Origin of the sequence: Tardiphaga sp. 619_E2_N8_4, assembly GCF_051810905.1 — a bacterium.
Lineage (GTDB): Bacteria > Pseudomonadota > Alphaproteobacteria > Rhizobiales > Xanthobacteraceae > Tardiphaga > Tardiphaga robiniae.
The window spans coordinates 5,749,301-5,763,790 of sequence record NZ_JBPWQJ010000001.1 but is presented as its reverse complement, the minus strand read 5'-3'; the positions used below and the strand labels follow the sequence as shown (position 1 = coordinate 5,763,790).

Annotated in this window: 13 protein-coding genes; 7 read left to right on the top strand and 6 right to left on the bottom strand. The window is 63.0% G+C overall.

The annotated features are described in order from the left end of the window. Window positions 1–406: 406 nt before the first annotated feature. Window positions 407–1,078: a MarR family winged helix-turn-helix transcriptional regulator gene (locus tag AB8A23_RS27420; protein WP_439057535.1), complete on the bottom strand. Its 672-nt coding sequence runs from the start codon at window positions 1,076–1,078 to the stop codon at window positions 407–409. Between the two features lie 186 nt (window positions 1,079–1,264). On the opposite strand from AB8A23_RS27420, the gene AB8A23_RS27415 reads away from it, so the two are divergent. Continuing rightward, complete coding sequence (locus AB8A23_RS27415; RefSeq protein WP_439057536.1) at window positions 1,265–2,773, top strand: 4-hydroxyphenylacetate 3-hydroxylase family protein; 1,509 nt, start codon at window positions 1,265–1,267, stop codon at window positions 2,771–2,773. Between the two features lie 245 nt (window positions 2,774–3,018). Here AB8A23_RS27415 and AB8A23_RS27410 read toward each other — a convergent pair whose 3' ends face one another. Together AB8A23_RS27410 and AB8A23_RS27405 are read right to left on the bottom strand one after the other, a co-directional pair. Then, on the bottom strand, window positions 3,019–4,218 hold the full coding sequence (locus tag AB8A23_RS27410; RefSeq protein ID WP_439057537.1) for an amidohydrolase family protein: 1,200 nt from the start codon (window positions 4,216–4,218) through the stop codon (window positions 3,019–3,021). A 39-nt stretch (window positions 4,219–4,257) separates the two neighbouring features. Then, the gene (locus AB8A23_RS27405; RefSeq protein ID WP_439057538.1) at window positions 4,258–4,839 is read right to left on the bottom strand and encodes an amino acid synthesis family protein; all 582 of its coding nucleotides are present in this window, start codon (window positions 4,837–4,839) and stop codon (window positions 4,258–4,260) included. 143 nt (window positions 4,840–4,982) lie between these two features. Between AB8A23_RS27405 and AB8A23_RS27400 the strand changes: the two genes are divergently transcribed. The 3 genes from AB8A23_RS27400 (at window position 4,983) to AB8A23_RS27390 (ending at window position 8,556) form a co-directional block, all read left to right on the top strand. Next, window positions 4,983–5,675 carry a MarR family winged helix-turn-helix transcriptional regulator gene (locus tag AB8A23_RS27400; protein ID WP_439057539.1) on the top strand — a complete coding sequence of 231 codons (693 nt, stop codon included), beginning with the start codon at window positions 4,983–4,985 and terminating at the stop codon, window positions 5,673–5,675. 126 nt (window positions 5,676–5,801) lie between these two features. Beyond that, window positions 5,802–6,983 carry an HlyD family secretion protein gene (locus AB8A23_RS27395; protein ID WP_089268096.1) on the top strand — a complete coding sequence of 394 codons (1,182 nt, stop codon included), beginning with the start codon at window positions 5,802–5,804 and terminating at the stop codon, window positions 6,981–6,983. Beyond that, entirely contained in the window at window positions 6,970–8,556 is a 1,587-nt protein-coding gene (locus tag AB8A23_RS27390; protein ID WP_439057540.1) for an MFS transporter, read from the top strand. The genes AB8A23_RS27395 and AB8A23_RS27390 overlap by 14 nt, the downstream gene beginning before the upstream one ends. A 917-nt stretch (window positions 8,557–9,473) precedes the next feature. Here AB8A23_RS27390 and AB8A23_RS27385 read toward each other — a convergent pair. Together AB8A23_RS27385 and AB8A23_RS27380 are read right to left on the bottom strand one after the other, a co-directional pair. Next, complete coding sequence (locus tag AB8A23_RS27385; protein WP_089268029.1) at window positions 9,474–10,292, bottom strand: DUF2927 domain-containing protein; 819 nt, start codon at window positions 10,290–10,292, stop codon at window positions 9,474–9,476. Window positions 10,293–10,397: 105 nt separating this feature from the next. Continuing rightward, entirely contained in the window at window positions 10,398–11,012 is a 615-nt protein-coding gene (locus AB8A23_RS27380) for a L,D-transpeptidase (protein WP_081422064.1), read from the bottom strand. A gap of 239 nt (window positions 11,013–11,251) precedes the next feature. Between AB8A23_RS27380 and AB8A23_RS27375 the strand changes: the two genes are divergently transcribed. The 3 genes from AB8A23_RS27375 (at window position 11,252) to AB8A23_RS27365 (ending at window position 13,512) form a co-directional block, all read left to right on the top strand. Continuing rightward, window positions 11,252–12,793 (top strand): acetolactate synthase large subunit, encoded by a 1,542-nt coding sequence (locus AB8A23_RS27375; protein WP_089268028.1) that lies wholly within the window; start codon window positions 11,252–11,254, stop codon window positions 12,791–12,793. A 273-nt stretch (window positions 12,794–13,066) separates the two neighbouring features. Then, complete coding sequence (locus AB8A23_RS27370) at window positions 13,067–13,285, top strand: hypothetical protein (RefSeq protein WP_120288809.1); 219 nt, start codon at window positions 13,067–13,069, stop codon at window positions 13,283–13,285. A 17-nt stretch (window positions 13,286–13,302) separates the two neighbouring features. Next, the gene (locus AB8A23_RS27365; RefSeq protein ID WP_139285955.1) at window positions 13,303–13,512 is read left to right on the top strand and encodes a hypothetical protein; all 210 of its coding nucleotides are present in this window, start codon (window positions 13,303–13,305) and stop codon (window positions 13,510–13,512) included. Between the two features lie 15 nt (window positions 13,513–13,527). Here the strand turns inward: AB8A23_RS27365 and AB8A23_RS27360 are convergent, their stop codons facing one another. Beyond that, a complete protein-coding gene (locus AB8A23_RS27360; RefSeq protein WP_210291527.1) occupies window positions 13,528–14,406 on the bottom strand; it encodes an AraC family transcriptional regulator in 879 nt (292 codons plus the stop codon). Window positions 14,407–14,490: the final 84 nt, after the last annotated feature.

Sequence of the window (14,490 nt, the reverse complement as noted above, 5' to 3'; positions counted from 1 at the left end):
CCGCAGCATAATCCAGATAAAGATTTCTATGCACGCCATGTGCCATCGCCGGCTGTGACAGCGGAATGACAGCGTTGGTCGGATCGTCCAATAAATTTCAGGCTTTGACAATCGTCATTCTGAGTATCTTTATAAAATAGTTCTCTTAAGAAGCTAATTTATGCGGCAGTGCGGCCCGGAAATGCAGCAATTCGAAGCTGGCGGGAATGCGCGCAATTGCCTGTTTCACGGGTGTTTGGTGTTGCGGGCGCGTCGAGGCTGATTCCCGCGTCGCCCTTGGGCGGGCGGGGGCTGTGCGCACGGGTGCCGTTTTGTCGCAGCAATAGCGACGCGGGCTATGGCTGTCCCCGGGGCCTTGGCCGGGTGCAACCGCCGGTCCTGACGCGGGTCAGATTGCAGACCGGATTCAGCCCTTGCGCGGCTTGCCGCGCTTGGCGACGGCGATCGATTGCGCCTCGGGCGAGAGCTGCTTCACATTGGTGTCGGCCAGATAACGCTGCAACGCAATGGCGCGGTCGCTGGAATCGACAAGCCGCTGCACCATGTCCAGCAACTGGTGGAATTCCCGGGTGCCGAGGCAGCCGAACTGCACGTCGTTGACCTGCGCCTGAGTCGGCGCGAGCCGCTCCAGCAATTCGGCGCCATGCGGCGTCACCACGAGGCTGATACGGCGGCGGTCGCCGGTATGCGAGGTCTTGGTGATGAGCCCTTTGGTTTCGAGCTTGTTGGTCACGGTGGTGACGAAGGCGCCGCTCAGATGCAGGTGATCGGCGACGGCGCGCACATGGACGTCGCCTTGCGCCGACAGATGCCGGATCGAGATCAGGGTGGTGTATTCGATGCCGGCAAGGCCGATGACGGCGGCGTGACCTTCGCGCAAGGTCTGATGGCGGACCAGAAAGCCGAACAGGCTGTGGACCAGGCGGCGGAACTGGGCGTCCGAGCCGTCCACCAGCAGCTCCTGACGGGAGACCGTCAATGCGGCGCGGGACGCCGGCCGGCCTGTGGCAGGCTTCTTGCTGATCTCCTTGCCAACTGATTTGCCGATCGAAGTGGAGCGCGCTGCGGATTTGGCCACGTGATGATCCCATGTATCAAAACTTGCCCGAGCTTGGCGGCTTCGCGCGGTAATTGCAATCACGACGAATGATGCAGTGTGCGAATGCCACAGGTCCGCTTGACAACGGATTTAAAATAGCTTCGGATGATAGCTATTAATGGTGATGACCGGCGCGCGGCCGGCAGCAGGTGACGGAGAAAAGTGATGAACAAGGCATTTGGATCCGGGGCGGCAGTTGCCGGCGTCAAGAACGGCGCCGAGCATGTCGCCGCTGTCCGCGACGGTCGTGCGGTCTATCTCGACGGCAAGAAGGTCGATGACGTCTCGACCCATCCGGCCTATCGCCATGCGGTCGCCTCGGCTGGCGCGCTGTATGACTATCAGGCCGACCCCGCCAATATCGAACGCATGACCTTCGATGTCGGTGGTGGCCGCCGCGTCAATCGCGCCTGGCAATTGCCGACGAGCTACGCGGAACTGGTCGAGCGTCGCAAGGCGCTGGTGGAGTGGGCCGAACTGTCCGGCGGCTTCCTCGGCCGCTCGCCCGATCACGTGGCCTCGTCCATGTCCGGCATGATGATGGGCATCGAGGTGTTCGACAATTACGATCCGAAACGCGCACAGGCGTTCCGCGACTGGTACGACTACGCCCGCAAGAGCGACCTGTTCCTGACCTATGTGATCAACAACGTGCAGGGCGACCGCTCCAAGGCGTTCGGCGATCAGGGCAAGAATGCGCAGGACATGGTCGCGCGCATTGTCGACGAGGATGCGTCGGGCATCACCATCCGCGGCGCCAAGCTGTTCGCCACGTCAGCCATCATGGCCAACGAGATCTTCGTCGGCTCCGGCCAGCCGCTGCGGCCTGGCGAGGAACATCTGGCCTTCTCCTGCGCGCTGCCGATGGGGACCAAGGGCCTCAAGATGCTGTCGCGCAAGAGCTTCGAGGCCCATGCGCCAAACGAATACGACAACCCGCTGGCCTATCGCTATGACGAGAACGACGCGCTGGTGTTCTTCGACGACGTGAAAGTGCCGTGGGAGCGCGTGTTCCTGCTTGGTAATACCGATATGTGCCGCGCCCAGCTCCATGACACGCCAGCCCATGTCTATCAGAACTATCAGGCGCAGATCCGCCTGTCGGTGAAGCTGCGTTTTCTGGTCGGCCTCGCGCGCGGCATAGCCAAGACCATCGGCACCATCAATTTCCCGCCGGTGGTGGATGTGCTCGGCAAGCTGGCCTCGCAGGCCGCGCTGATCGAGGGCATGGTGCTCGGCATGGAAGCCGGCGGCGCGATGCGCGGCGATTACTATCTGCCCAACAAGCATCTGCTCTATGCAGCGCAGGTGCAGTCGCAGGAGATGTATCCGCAGATCATCAGCGCCATCCGCGAACTCGCCGGTGGTGCGCTCTTGATGCTGCCGTCGTCGGTGGATGATTTCAGCAATCCGGAAATCGCGGATATTATCGGGCTGACCCAAATCTCGCCCGCGATGTCGGGCCAGGACCGCGTCAAGCTGCTGAAGCTGACCTGGGACGCCGTTGGCTCCGAATTCGCCTCGCGCCATCTGCAATACGAGATGTTCTATGCCGGTGCCCAGTTCGTCACCCGCGGCCACAGCTACCGTACCTATGACTGGGAGCGGGCAGGGGCCATGGCCGAGAAGATGACGGCGAAGTACGATTTGCCGGAGTTCAAGGGCAGCAACTAAAGCGCAGTCGCTTCCTTAACCTCTCCCCGTCCTTTACGGGGAGAGGTCGCCGCGTCTTCGCGGCGGGTGAGGGGCCATTTTCGGAGTTCAACGCAAGCGCAGTATGCGCTGTTCGGAGAACGTGCCGATCTGTGAGGGATCAATTGCGGCGAGTCTTGTGCCCTGCCCCTCACCCCACCCCTCTCCCCGTGCAGTACGGGGAGAGGGAGCCTACGGTGCGTGCCGCTGCCTCCCTGCAATCCCGATCAATGCGCCGCGGCGCCCGAGAAATCCCGCGGCAATCTCGTTTCCGCCACGCGCACATTACGCATCCCCGCCGGCGTGTTGCGGCTGCGGCCGACAAAGCGCGGCACGCCGTCAGTGATCACGGCGCTGACTGCCGGCACATCGCCGTTGCGAAGCGCCGACAGCGCATCGTCCTGTGAGCCGCCGGCGCAGGCGTCGATCAGTACCACGTCGGCATCCTTGCCCGTCTTCAGAAATCCGCTGTTGAGCCGGTAGACCGTTGCATTGTTCCCCGTCGCCGCCGCGATCGCCTGTTCGGGCGGCATGTGGCCCAGGCTGGCGAGATGGCTGATGGTGTAGAACATGCCGAGCGGCATGATCCCGCTGCCGGTCGGCGTGTCGGTCGCGATCAGCAGCCGCTCCGGTTGTTTGGCTTCGTCGAGCAGCTTCGCCGTCAGCAGCGCGGTGCGAAGATTGCCGGCGGTGCAGAGCTGCAGCGCGATGTCGCTTTCATTCACCAGCCGCGCAAAGCCGGCTTCCGGCATCGCCACCGGTCCGCCATTGACGTGAAACGACACGCTCGGATTCGATTTCAGCACATGTTCGGCCCAGATGCCGGACGAGCCGGGGATCGATGAGCCGCCGGTATGCATGGTGGTGACCATGCCGAGCTTGCGTGCGGCGAGCATCAAGGGCGCATAGTCGAATGGTGTCTCGAATGCGCCGAAGCCGGCCTTGGCAAGCCACAAGCCGGCCTTCACCAGTTCTTCCAGATCGGCCTCTGTTAGTCCCGGCTCGAGGATGATCGAGCCGGCATGGACGCGCATGCCGCCGGGGCGATAGTCGAGGAAACAGGCGCGGGCGGCCAGCGCCAGCGCCTTGACGCCCGCAGGATCCTTGGGACGTCCGGGCACGTGCACTTCCGACGCCGTGATGGACGTCGTCGTGCCGCCATGCACGTAGCTTTCGAGATAGCCGACCACGCGCTGCCTTGGCGTGTAATCGCCGAAGGTGATGTGCACATGGCTGTCGATCAGGCCGGGAATTGCCGTCGTGCCGGCGGCGTCGATCACCACATCGGCCGATGACACCTGGTCCGATGACAGCGTGCCGATCGCGCTGATGCGGCCATCCTGCATCAGGATGCCGTCGCCGTCGGCGAACGGCGCCTTGAGATCACCGGTGACGATGGTGCCGATATTGACGATGGCCGTTTTCATATCCGTCTCCGCAATCTCAAGGCCGTCCAAGGCCGCAGCCTAGCGCAAGCCGTCCTTGCCGCCGATATCCCTGGCATTCAACCCGCCGACCCGCGCATTGAGGCGCCCGCGATTGGCGAGACAGACGATCAGCGCAACTTCATCAGTGGCAGGCGCATCGGGTGGCAGCGTCACCGAGATGCCGTCGTAATGCGAGCGGACATAGAGCGCGTCCTTGTGCGCCAGGGGAACGTCGATCAGGCAGCCGGGGGCGGCGAGCTTGGTGAAGGAGGGAATCCAGGCTTCGGCGCCGCCGACGGCCTCGCGCAGCGGCGTGGCGAAAGTCGTGGTCAGCATCGCATTGGCATGTTCGAGTTCGCCGCCGAGGCCAACGACGCCGCCCTTGCCGTAGCTTTCCACCTTGTACGATCCCATCGCCTCGACGGCGAGCTTGGCCAGCACGGCGCCGACATCGACACTGGCGGCAATTGCCTCGGAGAGGTCTTCGACATAGCGTCCGGCATAGGGATTGGCGACGATGGCCACGGCGGCGACGCGGCGCAGCGGCTGCTCGTGCCGGTGGCCGGCCTCGACCTCCTTGTGGTCGGTGAAGCAGAGCAGGCGCCTGATATCGAGTTTCATGATGTTCTCCCGTCAGATGTGGCGCCGATCCTGACCCAGTAAATGCATTTGATCAATAGCTTCGTTAAGAAGGTATGCAGAATCGCTTGACGAAGCAGGGGCCGCCAGCCAATCCTGTAGCGGATCGTTCACTGGGAAGCGGTATGTCTCGTTCCAAGGTTGCGCCGCTCTCCAAGACGCCGGCGCTGCGTAAATCCGAAAAGGCCGCGGCCAAGCCCGCAGTGAAGACGGGAGCCAAAACCGCGCTCAAGGCAAAACTTCCGGCTCCGGCGCTGACCACGTCGCGCAAGGCGCTGCTGGTCGATGGTTCCGATCATGCATTCCGGCAACTCGTGCACACATTGCTGGCGTTCCTCGCGCGTCACGAGACCGTGCGTGAGGGGCATGCCGCCGCGATCGGCCTGGCCGGGATCGAATACACTGTGCTGATCTCGGTCAAATATCTGGCCGCTGAAGGCGATGTCAGCGTGCGCGAACTCGCAGCGCATCTGCATCTCAGCGGCGCTTTCGTCACCACGGTGTCCAACAAGCTGCAGCAGATGGGATTGCTCGACAAGCTCGTCGATCCCGCCGATCGCAGGCGCCTGCGTCTCATGGTGACGCAGGCCGGCGATGCGCTGCTGGCAAGCCTCAATCCCACGCAGCGTCAGGTCAATGACGTACAGTTCGATTGTCTCAACGCGGACGAATTTCATCAATTGCTGGGGAGCGTCGAGCGACTCGTCGAATCCAGCGAGCGCGCCATTGCGCTGCAACGCTATCTGCAGCCGCGCGGTCCGGATACTCCGGCGCCATCTGATGGCGGCGACAAACCGGCACGCCGCAAAAAGATATAAATCTGCGGTCTTTGGTACGAATCGAACCCGAATGCTGCGGCACCGGTATGGATTGCCGATATCGGGCGATTGAATCGGGTGCGACGACATGAGACATAATGTCACTCAGGTCGCTGCGAGGAAGACATGTCCCAGCTTGATGCATCCCCAACGCCGCAACCGGCGCCGTCACAACCTGTTGCGCCGACACCGGCACAACCGGCTGCGCAACCGCCCGCACAGCCTGCGGCGCTGACGCCAGCACAGCAGGCGTGGCGTCGTCTTGCGATTCCGCTGCTGGCCGTTGCTGCCGCGGTTGTCTTCATCGTTCTGGCCACCACCCGCTGGGACATCTGGATGGGCAACCGCGCGGTGCAAACCACCAACGATGCCTATATCCGCGCGCAGACGACGCGGCTGTCGAGCCGCGTGGCCGGTGCCGTGAAAGCCGTGCCGGTGAACGACTTCCAGCACGTCAAAGCCGGCGATCTGCTGATCCAGATCGATCCCGCGGATTACGAGGCGCAGGTAGCGCAAGCCGAAGCCGGCGTCGCCGGTGCGCAGGCGGCGCTGGACAATCTCGCCAACCAGGTCGAGCTGCAATACGCCACCATCGCGCAGGCCGAGGCGCAGCGCGTGTCGGCGCAGGCGATGGAAGTGCAGGCGCAACAGGAGCGGGAACGTCAGGCTTCGCTGACGCAGACCGAAGCCGGCACGCGGCAGCGCTTCGAACAGGCAACCGCCGCCTATGCCAAGGCACAGGCCGATGTAAAGGCGAGTGGCGCGGTGATCGCTGCGCAAAAACATCAGCTCGAAGTTCTCGCTGGCACGCGCAAACAGCGCGCGGCCGATCTGCTCGGCGCCAAGGCGACGCTCGATGCCGCCAGACTACGCCTCGGTTATACGAAGATCGTGGCGCCCTTCGATGGCGTGGTCAGCGAGCGTCAGGTGCAGCCGGGCGATTATGTGAATATCGGCTCCAGCCTGATCAGCATCGTGCCGCTGCCGGACGTCTATGTGATCGCCAATTTCAAGGAAACGCAGCTCACGCGCGTGAAGCCCGGCCAACCCGTCGACATCGTGGTCGATACATTCTCGGCGGAGACGCTGCGTGGCCGCGTCGAGCGCGTCTCGCCGGCGTCGGGATCGCAATTCGCTTTGCTGCCGCCGGATAACGCCACCGGCAATTTCACCAAGGTCGTGCAGCGCGTGCCGGTCCGCATCACGCTCGACAAGGGACAGCCGCTGCTCGACCGGTTGCTGCCGGGCATGTCGGTAACCGCGAGCATCAACACCGACGCGCCGGCGGCCGGCAATGGCGGAAAGTAAGGTCATCGAAAGCGGCCCGGTCTCGACCGGGGGCGTTTCGCACCATCCGATCTTTGCGGTCGGCGCGGTGCTGCTCGGCGCATTCCTCGCCAATTTCGATACGCGTATCTTCTCCATCGGCCTCGCCGATCTGCGCGGGGCGTTGGGGCTGAGTTTCGATGAAGGCGCGTGGCTCTCCACCGCCGGAACAGCGTCGCAGATCTTCATCGCGCCTGCGGTGGCCTGGATGGCCACCGTGTTCGGGCTCCGCCGCGTGCTCGGCATTCCCGCTCTGGTCTATGCGGCGATCTCGCTGGTGATCCCGCTGGTGCGCGACTACAATCTGCTGCTGGTGCTGAACATCGTGCACGGCATGCTGCTTGGCACCTTCGTGCCGGCAACGCTGCTGATCATCTTTCGCAATCTGCCGATGAAGTGGTGGCTACCGGCCATTGCGATCTATTCCATTCGCGTCGGCTTCTCGCTCAATTCCGGCACCGCGCTGGTCGGCTTCTATGTCAGCCACATCGGCTGGCAATGGATGTTCTGGCAGGATGTCATCATCGCGCCGCTGCTGGCGCTGTTCGTCTGGCTCGGCACACCGCGCGAGCCGATCAACCGCTTCGTGTTGTGCGAGGCGGATTGGGGCGGCATGCTCTTGCTCGGCACCGGCATGGCGATGATCTATGCCGGGCTCGATCAGGGCAACCGGCTGGACTGGCTGGGTTCGGGTACCGTGGTGGCGCTGCTTGGCGGCGGCACGGTCCTGACCGTCGGCTTCTTCATCAATGAGTCGGTGGTCAAACGGCCATGGGCGCATGCCGAGGTGCTGCTGTCGCGCAATATCGGTCTCGCGCTGCTGACGATCATTCTCTACACCATGACCAGCCTGTCCAATTCATCGTTGGCGCCGAATTTTCTCACCAACATCGCGCTGTTGCGGCCGGAACAGTCCGGCATGTTGTTTCTGCTCTATGCCGTCGTGCCGATGATCGTACTCGTGCCGCTGTCGATCTGGCTCATTCGCTACTACGACGTGAAGCTGACGCTGATCATTGGCCTTGCGGCATTCGCCGCCGCCGCCCTCCTGGGCACGCAGCTCACCCATGAATGGGCGCTTGGCGATTTCATCCCGATGGTGATGTTGCAGTCGCTTGGGCAGAGCTTCACGCTGCTGCCCATCGTGATCATCGCACTGTCGAATTCCGATCCGTCGCGCGCGACGGCTTTTGCGGCCTATATCCAGGTCTTCCGACTCGGCGGTGCCGAGATCGGCATCGCGCTGATGGGCACCTGGCTGCGCGTGCGCGAGCAGATCCATTCGAATCTGCTCGGCCAGCATGTCGCCAGCGGCGATGCCGATGTCGTCGGCATTCTTGCCAAACTCACCGGCCGCTTCGCCAGCCATGGCGAGGGCCTTGCCCAAGCCCGCGGCATCGGCACGCTCGCAAGCCTTGTGCAGCGCGAGGCCAATACGCTGGCCTATATCGACGGCTTCTGGCTCACCTTCTGGTTCGCGATGGCGGCGCTGATCGTCGTGTCGCTGATCGGCAATGCGCCGAAGGGACCGTTCACGCTAAAGCCGCGGGGGTGAGGGGGATCTCTCTCGTCATTCCCAGGCACACCAATTGGTGTGCCTGGGGGCCGGACTGAGCTCGGAATCTCGATCCAAGCTCGTCATTCCGGGGCGCATGAAAGCGGCGAAGCCGCTGCAATGCGAACCCGGAATCCCGACATGTTCAGCGCAAAACAGGTCGAGATTCCGGGCTCGGTCCCGTCGCCTCCGGCGCCGGTCCCGCCCCGGAATGACAGTATGGGGCGGCAAGACAGCGCCCAAACATTTTTTCCTATTTCCCGTTGACAGTATCCCTGTCTGGTTTATATTCCCATTCGTCCTGCCCCACCGAGAGGGGCGATCGCGATCGTCACGTTCGCGGGGCAGGATGCGGTGGACGCCGGAGATGCGGCGTCACGCGGTTTATGGGTGACGTCTGTCTTCGGGCAGGACGGATCTGCGCCAGCACTGCCACTGGCAAGGAGACGGCCGACCTTGGGATGGAAAGACTCTCTGGACAGTGTGACGGACGACCAAGTCAAAACGCGTTCGGCTTACTCGCTTGAGGCTCCCTTCCCATCGCCTTGGGACTTTAATTCGCGATCGGAGCGTTCGTCGAGGCAAAGTGCAAGCAACCGAAAAAACACCGCATGCGGAACGCCGGGCACTTGCTCGGCGCCTCCGAAAGTCCTGATGCACTCACAATTGCGGAAGACCGCATCGCATCAGGCCCAAGGGTGCAACGGGCACCTGGCGTTCCGCACGCCCTCTCACAGGGGGCAAGGAATGCAGCAGACGACGGCGCCCCCGCGCCGCAAATAATGGGGGTGATGACGCATGTCTGCAGAGCAGTGGCTGTTTGACATTCGAAGAAGCTGGGACGCGCAGGCGTTCGTGGAATCCCCCCGCCTGGCAAAGCTTCGCTTCGCGCGGGGGGAGGGATAAGAGAAGCGCCGCTAATCCTGCAGCTCGTTCACCTTGCTCACCCAGATACGCACGTCAGTGAGCACCTGCGGCAGCACGTCCTTGACCTCCTGCACGGTCATGCCGGCCTTGATGCGGGGATCGTAGAGGATGTTGAGGATGTACTGGTCGTAGACGTCGAAGAAGCCCATCTGGACGTTGTCGTTGAACATCGTCCACGGCACCGTACTGGTATCGTTGATCGGGCCCAGCGACTGCAGCAATTCCTCATAGGCGCAGTCGAGAAAGACGAAGTCGCCATTGTCGACGGTGAGGATCACGTCGGAGCGTTCGATCTCGAAGGCCTCGTTCTTGCGGAAGCCGGACAGGCATTGCGGGTCCAGGGAGTCGCGGATCTCGTTGGCCCGGTCGGTGCCATAGAAGGTCGAGATGGTGCGATAGAGATCGCGGTCGCGCACCAGCTTCACCAGTACATTGGCGTCGTCGCGGTTGTCCGCCATGGCGATGTTGAGATGCTGCACCCGGCGCGCGATGTCGGTCACGACCTTGGCGATTTGAGCCTTGCGGTCGGCACGGCCCTCGGCGAAGACCCGCACTGGAAGCTCATATTTGCGGATGCGGTCGACGCGGCCGGCGAGGTGATACTCGGCGCCAAAGGCGGTCTTGAAAAAACCGTCGATGATCTCGCTGTCGGTAAAGGTTTTCTTCTCGGTGCGCTGGCGCGCCGTAACGGCGGGCGGCTCGCTCGCACCGGCATAAGACGGCTGCGGCACGAAGGCGGTCAAAGACGCTAGCGCCAGCAGCGCGGCAATCGTCCGGACGATGAATCGATCTGGTGTCGGGGCGGGCATTATTACTCAAGTTCTCGCAATGCGCGTATTTGCGCAAGCGTTCAGTGCCGCCCCCGCGGACAATTCGAAGGCTTCCCGCAGGAAGCCTTCGTTCTCAGCTCAAGCTCAGTTCTTGACGATGACCGTCGCGCCGACCGAGACGCGGTTATAGAGATCGGTGACATCGTCATTGGTCATGCGGAAGCAGCCCGAGGACACGGCCTGCCCGATGGTCTCCGGCTCGTTGGAGCCGTGGATGCGGTACAGCGTCGAGCCGAGATACATGGCGCGGGCGCCGAGCGGGTTGTCGATGCCGCCGGGCATGTGGCGGGGCAGGTCGGGGCGGCGGGCGAGCATCTGGGCCGGCGGGGTCCAGCTCGGCCATTCCTTCTTGGCGGTGACGCGGTGGACGCCGCCCCAGCGGAAGCCATCGCGGCCGACGCCGATGCCGTAGCGCAGCGCCTGGCCGCCCGGCTGCACCAGATAGAGCCGGCGCTCGGCGGTGTTCACGACGATGGTCCCAGGGGCGTAATTGCTGTGGAAGCCGACGGTCTGGCGCTGGATCGGGCCGGAGCTGTTGCCGCCGCCATTGCCGAAATTGGAGAAGAAGTTGGAGAGCGACGGGCCGTCGTCGACCTCGAAGTCCTGCGCCGGCGGCTGGTTGCGAACGCGTGCATCGGCAGGAAACGCAATTGTGGTGAACGCGGCTGCGGCAAAAAAGAGAGCAAAAAGGCGCTTCATCATGGTCCTCGCCAGAAAAAATTGAGGCCCAAGACAGGCCATAAATCGCCCCGATCCGCAACCCACGGCCGTGTGAGGACAGCCCGGATGGAGCGATAATAACCGGCGTTCAGCCCGCCCCGCGGCCCTCACAACGAAGCCTTGCGTTCCGACCCTTTGACGGGCCCTCCGAACAATGGTTCATCAGCCCCCGAGATCAAGAAACCGAGATACGACCCTGAATCAAACGGAGTGAGACGATGAACGGTGCGGAAAGCCTGGTGCGGACATTGGTGGCGGGCAATGTGGATGTCTGCTTTGCCAATCCGGGAACGTCGGAAATGCATTTCGTTGCGGCGCTCGACCGCGTCGAAGGCATGCGCTGCGTGCTCGGCCTGTTCGAAGGCGTCGTCACCGGCGCGGCGGATGGCTACTTCCGCATGAAGGGCACCCCGGCCTCGACGCTGCTGCATCTCGGTCCCGGCCTCGCCAACGGCCTCGCCAACCTGCACAATGCCAAGAAGGCCAATTCGGGCATCGTCAACATCGTCGGCCAGCATGCCGTCTATCACATCGAATACAACGCGCCGCTGACCTCGGACATCGAGGGCCTCGCCCGTCCGATGTCGCAGTGGGTGCACACCTCGCCGGATTCCAAGTCGGTGGCCAAGGACGGCGCCGCAGCAATTGCCGCCGCCAAGGATCGCCAGATTGCCACGCTGATCCTGCCCGCTGACACCGCATGGGGCGCGGCCGATGGCGTGGCTCCGGTGCCGGCCGAGAAGCAGAGCGCCGGTTATTCGGCGCAGGCCGTCGAGACTGCTGCCAGGATCATGAAGGACGGTGGCGCCTCGACGCTGTTGCTGATGACCGGCCAGGGGCTGACCGAGAAGGGCCTGGCGCTGGCCGAGCAGATCGCCGGCAAGACCGGCTGCAAGGTGATGGGCCAGACCTATAATCCGCGCATGGCGCGCGGCCGTGGCCGCTTCTCCATCGATCGCATTCCCTATGTGATCGAAGCCGCACTTCCGCTGCTAAAGGACTTCAAGAACATCGTGCTGGTGGAAGCCAACGATCCCGTGGCCTTCTTCGCCTATCCGAACAAGCCGAGCATGCTGAAGCCGGAAGGCTGCGAAGTGCATCGCATCACCGCCGGCGGCGAGAACTCGATCGCTGCGCTGGAAGCGCTGGCCGGCGCGCTCGGCGCCAAGCCGTCGGATGTGAAGCCGCAGAAGCTCGCCGAATTGGTGAAGCCGACCGGCGCGCTGAACCACACCACGATTGCGCAGGCGATTGCCTATGCGATTCCGGAAAACGCCATCATGGTCGATGAGTCGCTGACCACCGGCCGCGGCTTCTTCCCGCCGACAGCAGCGGCTGCGCCGCATGACTGGCTGCAGAACATGGGTGGCTCGATCGGCTTCTCGACCCCGGTCGCCACCGGCGCCGCGGTGGCCTGCCCGGATCGCAAGGTGATCTGCATGGTCGGTGACGGCAGCGCGATGTACACGCTGCAGTCGCTGTGGACGCAGGCCCGCGAAGAGCTCGACATCACCACCATCGTGTTCGCCAACCGCAAGTATCAAATCCTGCTCGGCGAATTCGCAGGCGTCGATGCCGGCGAGCCCGGCCAGCGCGCGCTGGATATGCTCAATCTCGACCGTCCGACGCTCGACTGGGTGTCGCTCGCCAAGGGCATGGGCGTCCCCGGCGTCTCGGTGTCGAACGTCGACGACTTCAACAAAGCGCTCGCCAACGCGATCGCCGCGAAGGGTCCGAAGCTGATCGAAGTGGTGATGTGAGCCGCAGCTGACAGATACCCCGCTACCAAGCGGGGTGCCCGCCAAATAGAGAAAGGCTCCGGATCACTCCGGAGCCTTTTCAGTGTTCCCTGCTGGCGAAACGATATCAATTGAAACACGTTCCGATTTTTCGGCGCAACTCCACGCAGCGCTTTCTCCGGCAGGGATTGTGCTCTGCAACCTGGGCGCATCGGGAACAATAGTTGTGAACATCGCGTTGCAGAGAGACAGCTACCGCACAGACAAGTTATTTCAGCGCACTCATAAGATCAGATGGCAAAAAATCGTTGGGACGAGGAACAGATTGAAATTTTGAAAGGGCTTATCGCGCGTAAAGTATCGCTGGCCAGAGCCGCGGTGATCATGAAACGACCGCAGAGTTCCGTTCAGATCCAGGCACGCCGGCTCGGAGCACCATTCCCCGGTGTTCGAGCGACCAAGGCGCGGCTGAAAGCGCAAATCGATGAAGCCGAGAAGAAAGCGTTGCGGTGAAAAGCGCGATTGAGCTTGTGGTTGCCGCCTATGTCGATACGAACCAGCTAAGTGCGTTGCAAGATCTCAAGGTGCATCGCGAAACGCTGGCGGCGTCCGTCCGCAACAGAATGGACTTCAATTTCGGCGTGTTGCTTGGGCAGCTCGACGACGACATCCGCGAAATCGAAGCCGGTATTCGCCGATTGCGTGCTTCGATGGAAGCGCGGCCAGCGGTCGAGTCCTAAGCTGGTGCGCGTCGGTCACGTTGCCAAGTCCTCCGTCTGTTCGCTCCAGCGCAGATAGTCGCGTGGTGAAATTCCCATCGAGCGACGGAACATAGCGCTGAAGGCACTTGGACTATCATAGCCGAGATCGAGCGCCACATTGGTCACCGGCTCGCGCATGGTCAGGCGCGACAATGCTTCCATCAATCGCACCTGCTGGCGCCATTCGGCGAAGCTCATGCCGGTCTCGCGGCGAAACAGCCGCGTCAGCGTCCGTCGGCCGAGGCCGCCGATCTGCGACCAGGATTCCAGATCCTGATTGTTGCCGGGCTCGCGCAGGATCGCTTCACAGATACGCGCGAGGCGGCGGTCCTGCGGCATAGGCGCGCGCAGCGGCACGGCCGGCATGCGACCGATTTCCGCGAGCATCAAATTCATGATCTGCCCTTCGCGGCCATCCATGTCGTATTCGGTCGGGAAGGTGACGGCTTCGTTGAGCAATGCGCGCACCAGCGAGGAGACTTCCATCAACTGACACGAGGTCGGCAGGCCGATCGTCGCGTCGGGTTCGACATAGAGCGTACGCAGCTGCACGGTGCCCCAGCAGCGACTTTGATGGACGACGCCGGGCGGGATCCACAGCGCGTGCTGCGGTGATACGGTCCAGCTGCCAGTCTCGGTGATGACCGTCATGACCCCGGTCAGGCCGTGCAGGAACTGCGCGCGGCGGTGGCTGTGCCGGACGCCGACGCCGCCCGAGGAGAATTCGGCAGCCATCGCAACCACCGGGCGTTGTGCGCCCTGGAGTGCATCGGCGCGGCGGCCGCTGGCCTCGAAGCCGGAAAAACTCACCATGGCCGGCGGCGCAACGCGCTGGCGCGGCGTGTTGCACGAAATTGAAGAGATATGGCCCATACGCGACAAATCCTGACCCTGTGAAGACGGAGATGATGCGCCGACATCGTACCCTAGGATAGAGGTTTTGGGCGCATCGTTCCG

Excerpts from the sequence above, each read along its gene's own strand:
- AB8A23_RS27370 (WP_120288809.1), top strand. The coding sequence starts at position 13,067 with ATGGCAAAAAATCGTTGGGACGAGGAACAGATTGAAATTTTGAAAGGG.
- AB8A23_RS27415 (WP_439057536.1), top strand. The coding sequence starts at position 1,265 with ATGAACAAGGCATTTGGATCCGGGGCGGCAGTTGCCGGCGTCAAGAAC.
- AB8A23_RS27410 (WP_439057537.1), bottom strand. The coding sequence starts at position 4,218 with ATGAAAACGGCCATCGTCAATATCGGCACCATCGTCACCGGTGATCTC.
- AB8A23_RS27380 (WP_081422064.1), bottom strand. The coding sequence starts at position 11,012 with ATGAAGCGCCTTTTTGCTCTCTTTTTTGCCGCAGCCGCGTTCACCACA.
- AB8A23_RS27400 (WP_439057539.1), top strand. The coding sequence starts at position 4,983 with ATGTCTCGTTCCAAGGTTGCGCCGCTCTCCAAGACGCCGGCGCTGCGT.
- AB8A23_RS27385 (WP_089268029.1), bottom strand. The coding sequence starts at position 10,292 with ATGCCCGCCCCGACACCAGATCGATTCATCGTCCGGACGATTGCCGCG.
- AB8A23_RS27395 (WP_089268096.1), top strand. The coding sequence starts at position 5,802 with ATGTCCCAGCTTGATGCATCCCCAACGCCGCAACCGGCGCCGTCACAA.
- AB8A23_RS27360 (WP_210291527.1), bottom strand. The coding sequence starts at position 14,406 with ATGGGCCATATCTCTTCAATTTCGTGCAACACGCCGCGCCAGCGCGTT.
- AB8A23_RS27390 (WP_439057540.1), top strand. The coding sequence starts at position 6,970 with ATGGCGGAAAGTAAGGTCATCGAAAGCGGCCCGGTCTCGACCGGGGGC.
- AB8A23_RS27375 (WP_089268028.1), top strand. The coding sequence starts at position 11,252 with ATGAACGGTGCGGAAAGCCTGGTGCGGACATTGGTGGCGGGCAATGTG.
- AB8A23_RS27405 (WP_439057538.1), bottom strand. The coding sequence starts at position 4,839 with ATGAAACTCGATATCAGGCGCCTGCTCTGCTTCACCGACCACAAGGAG.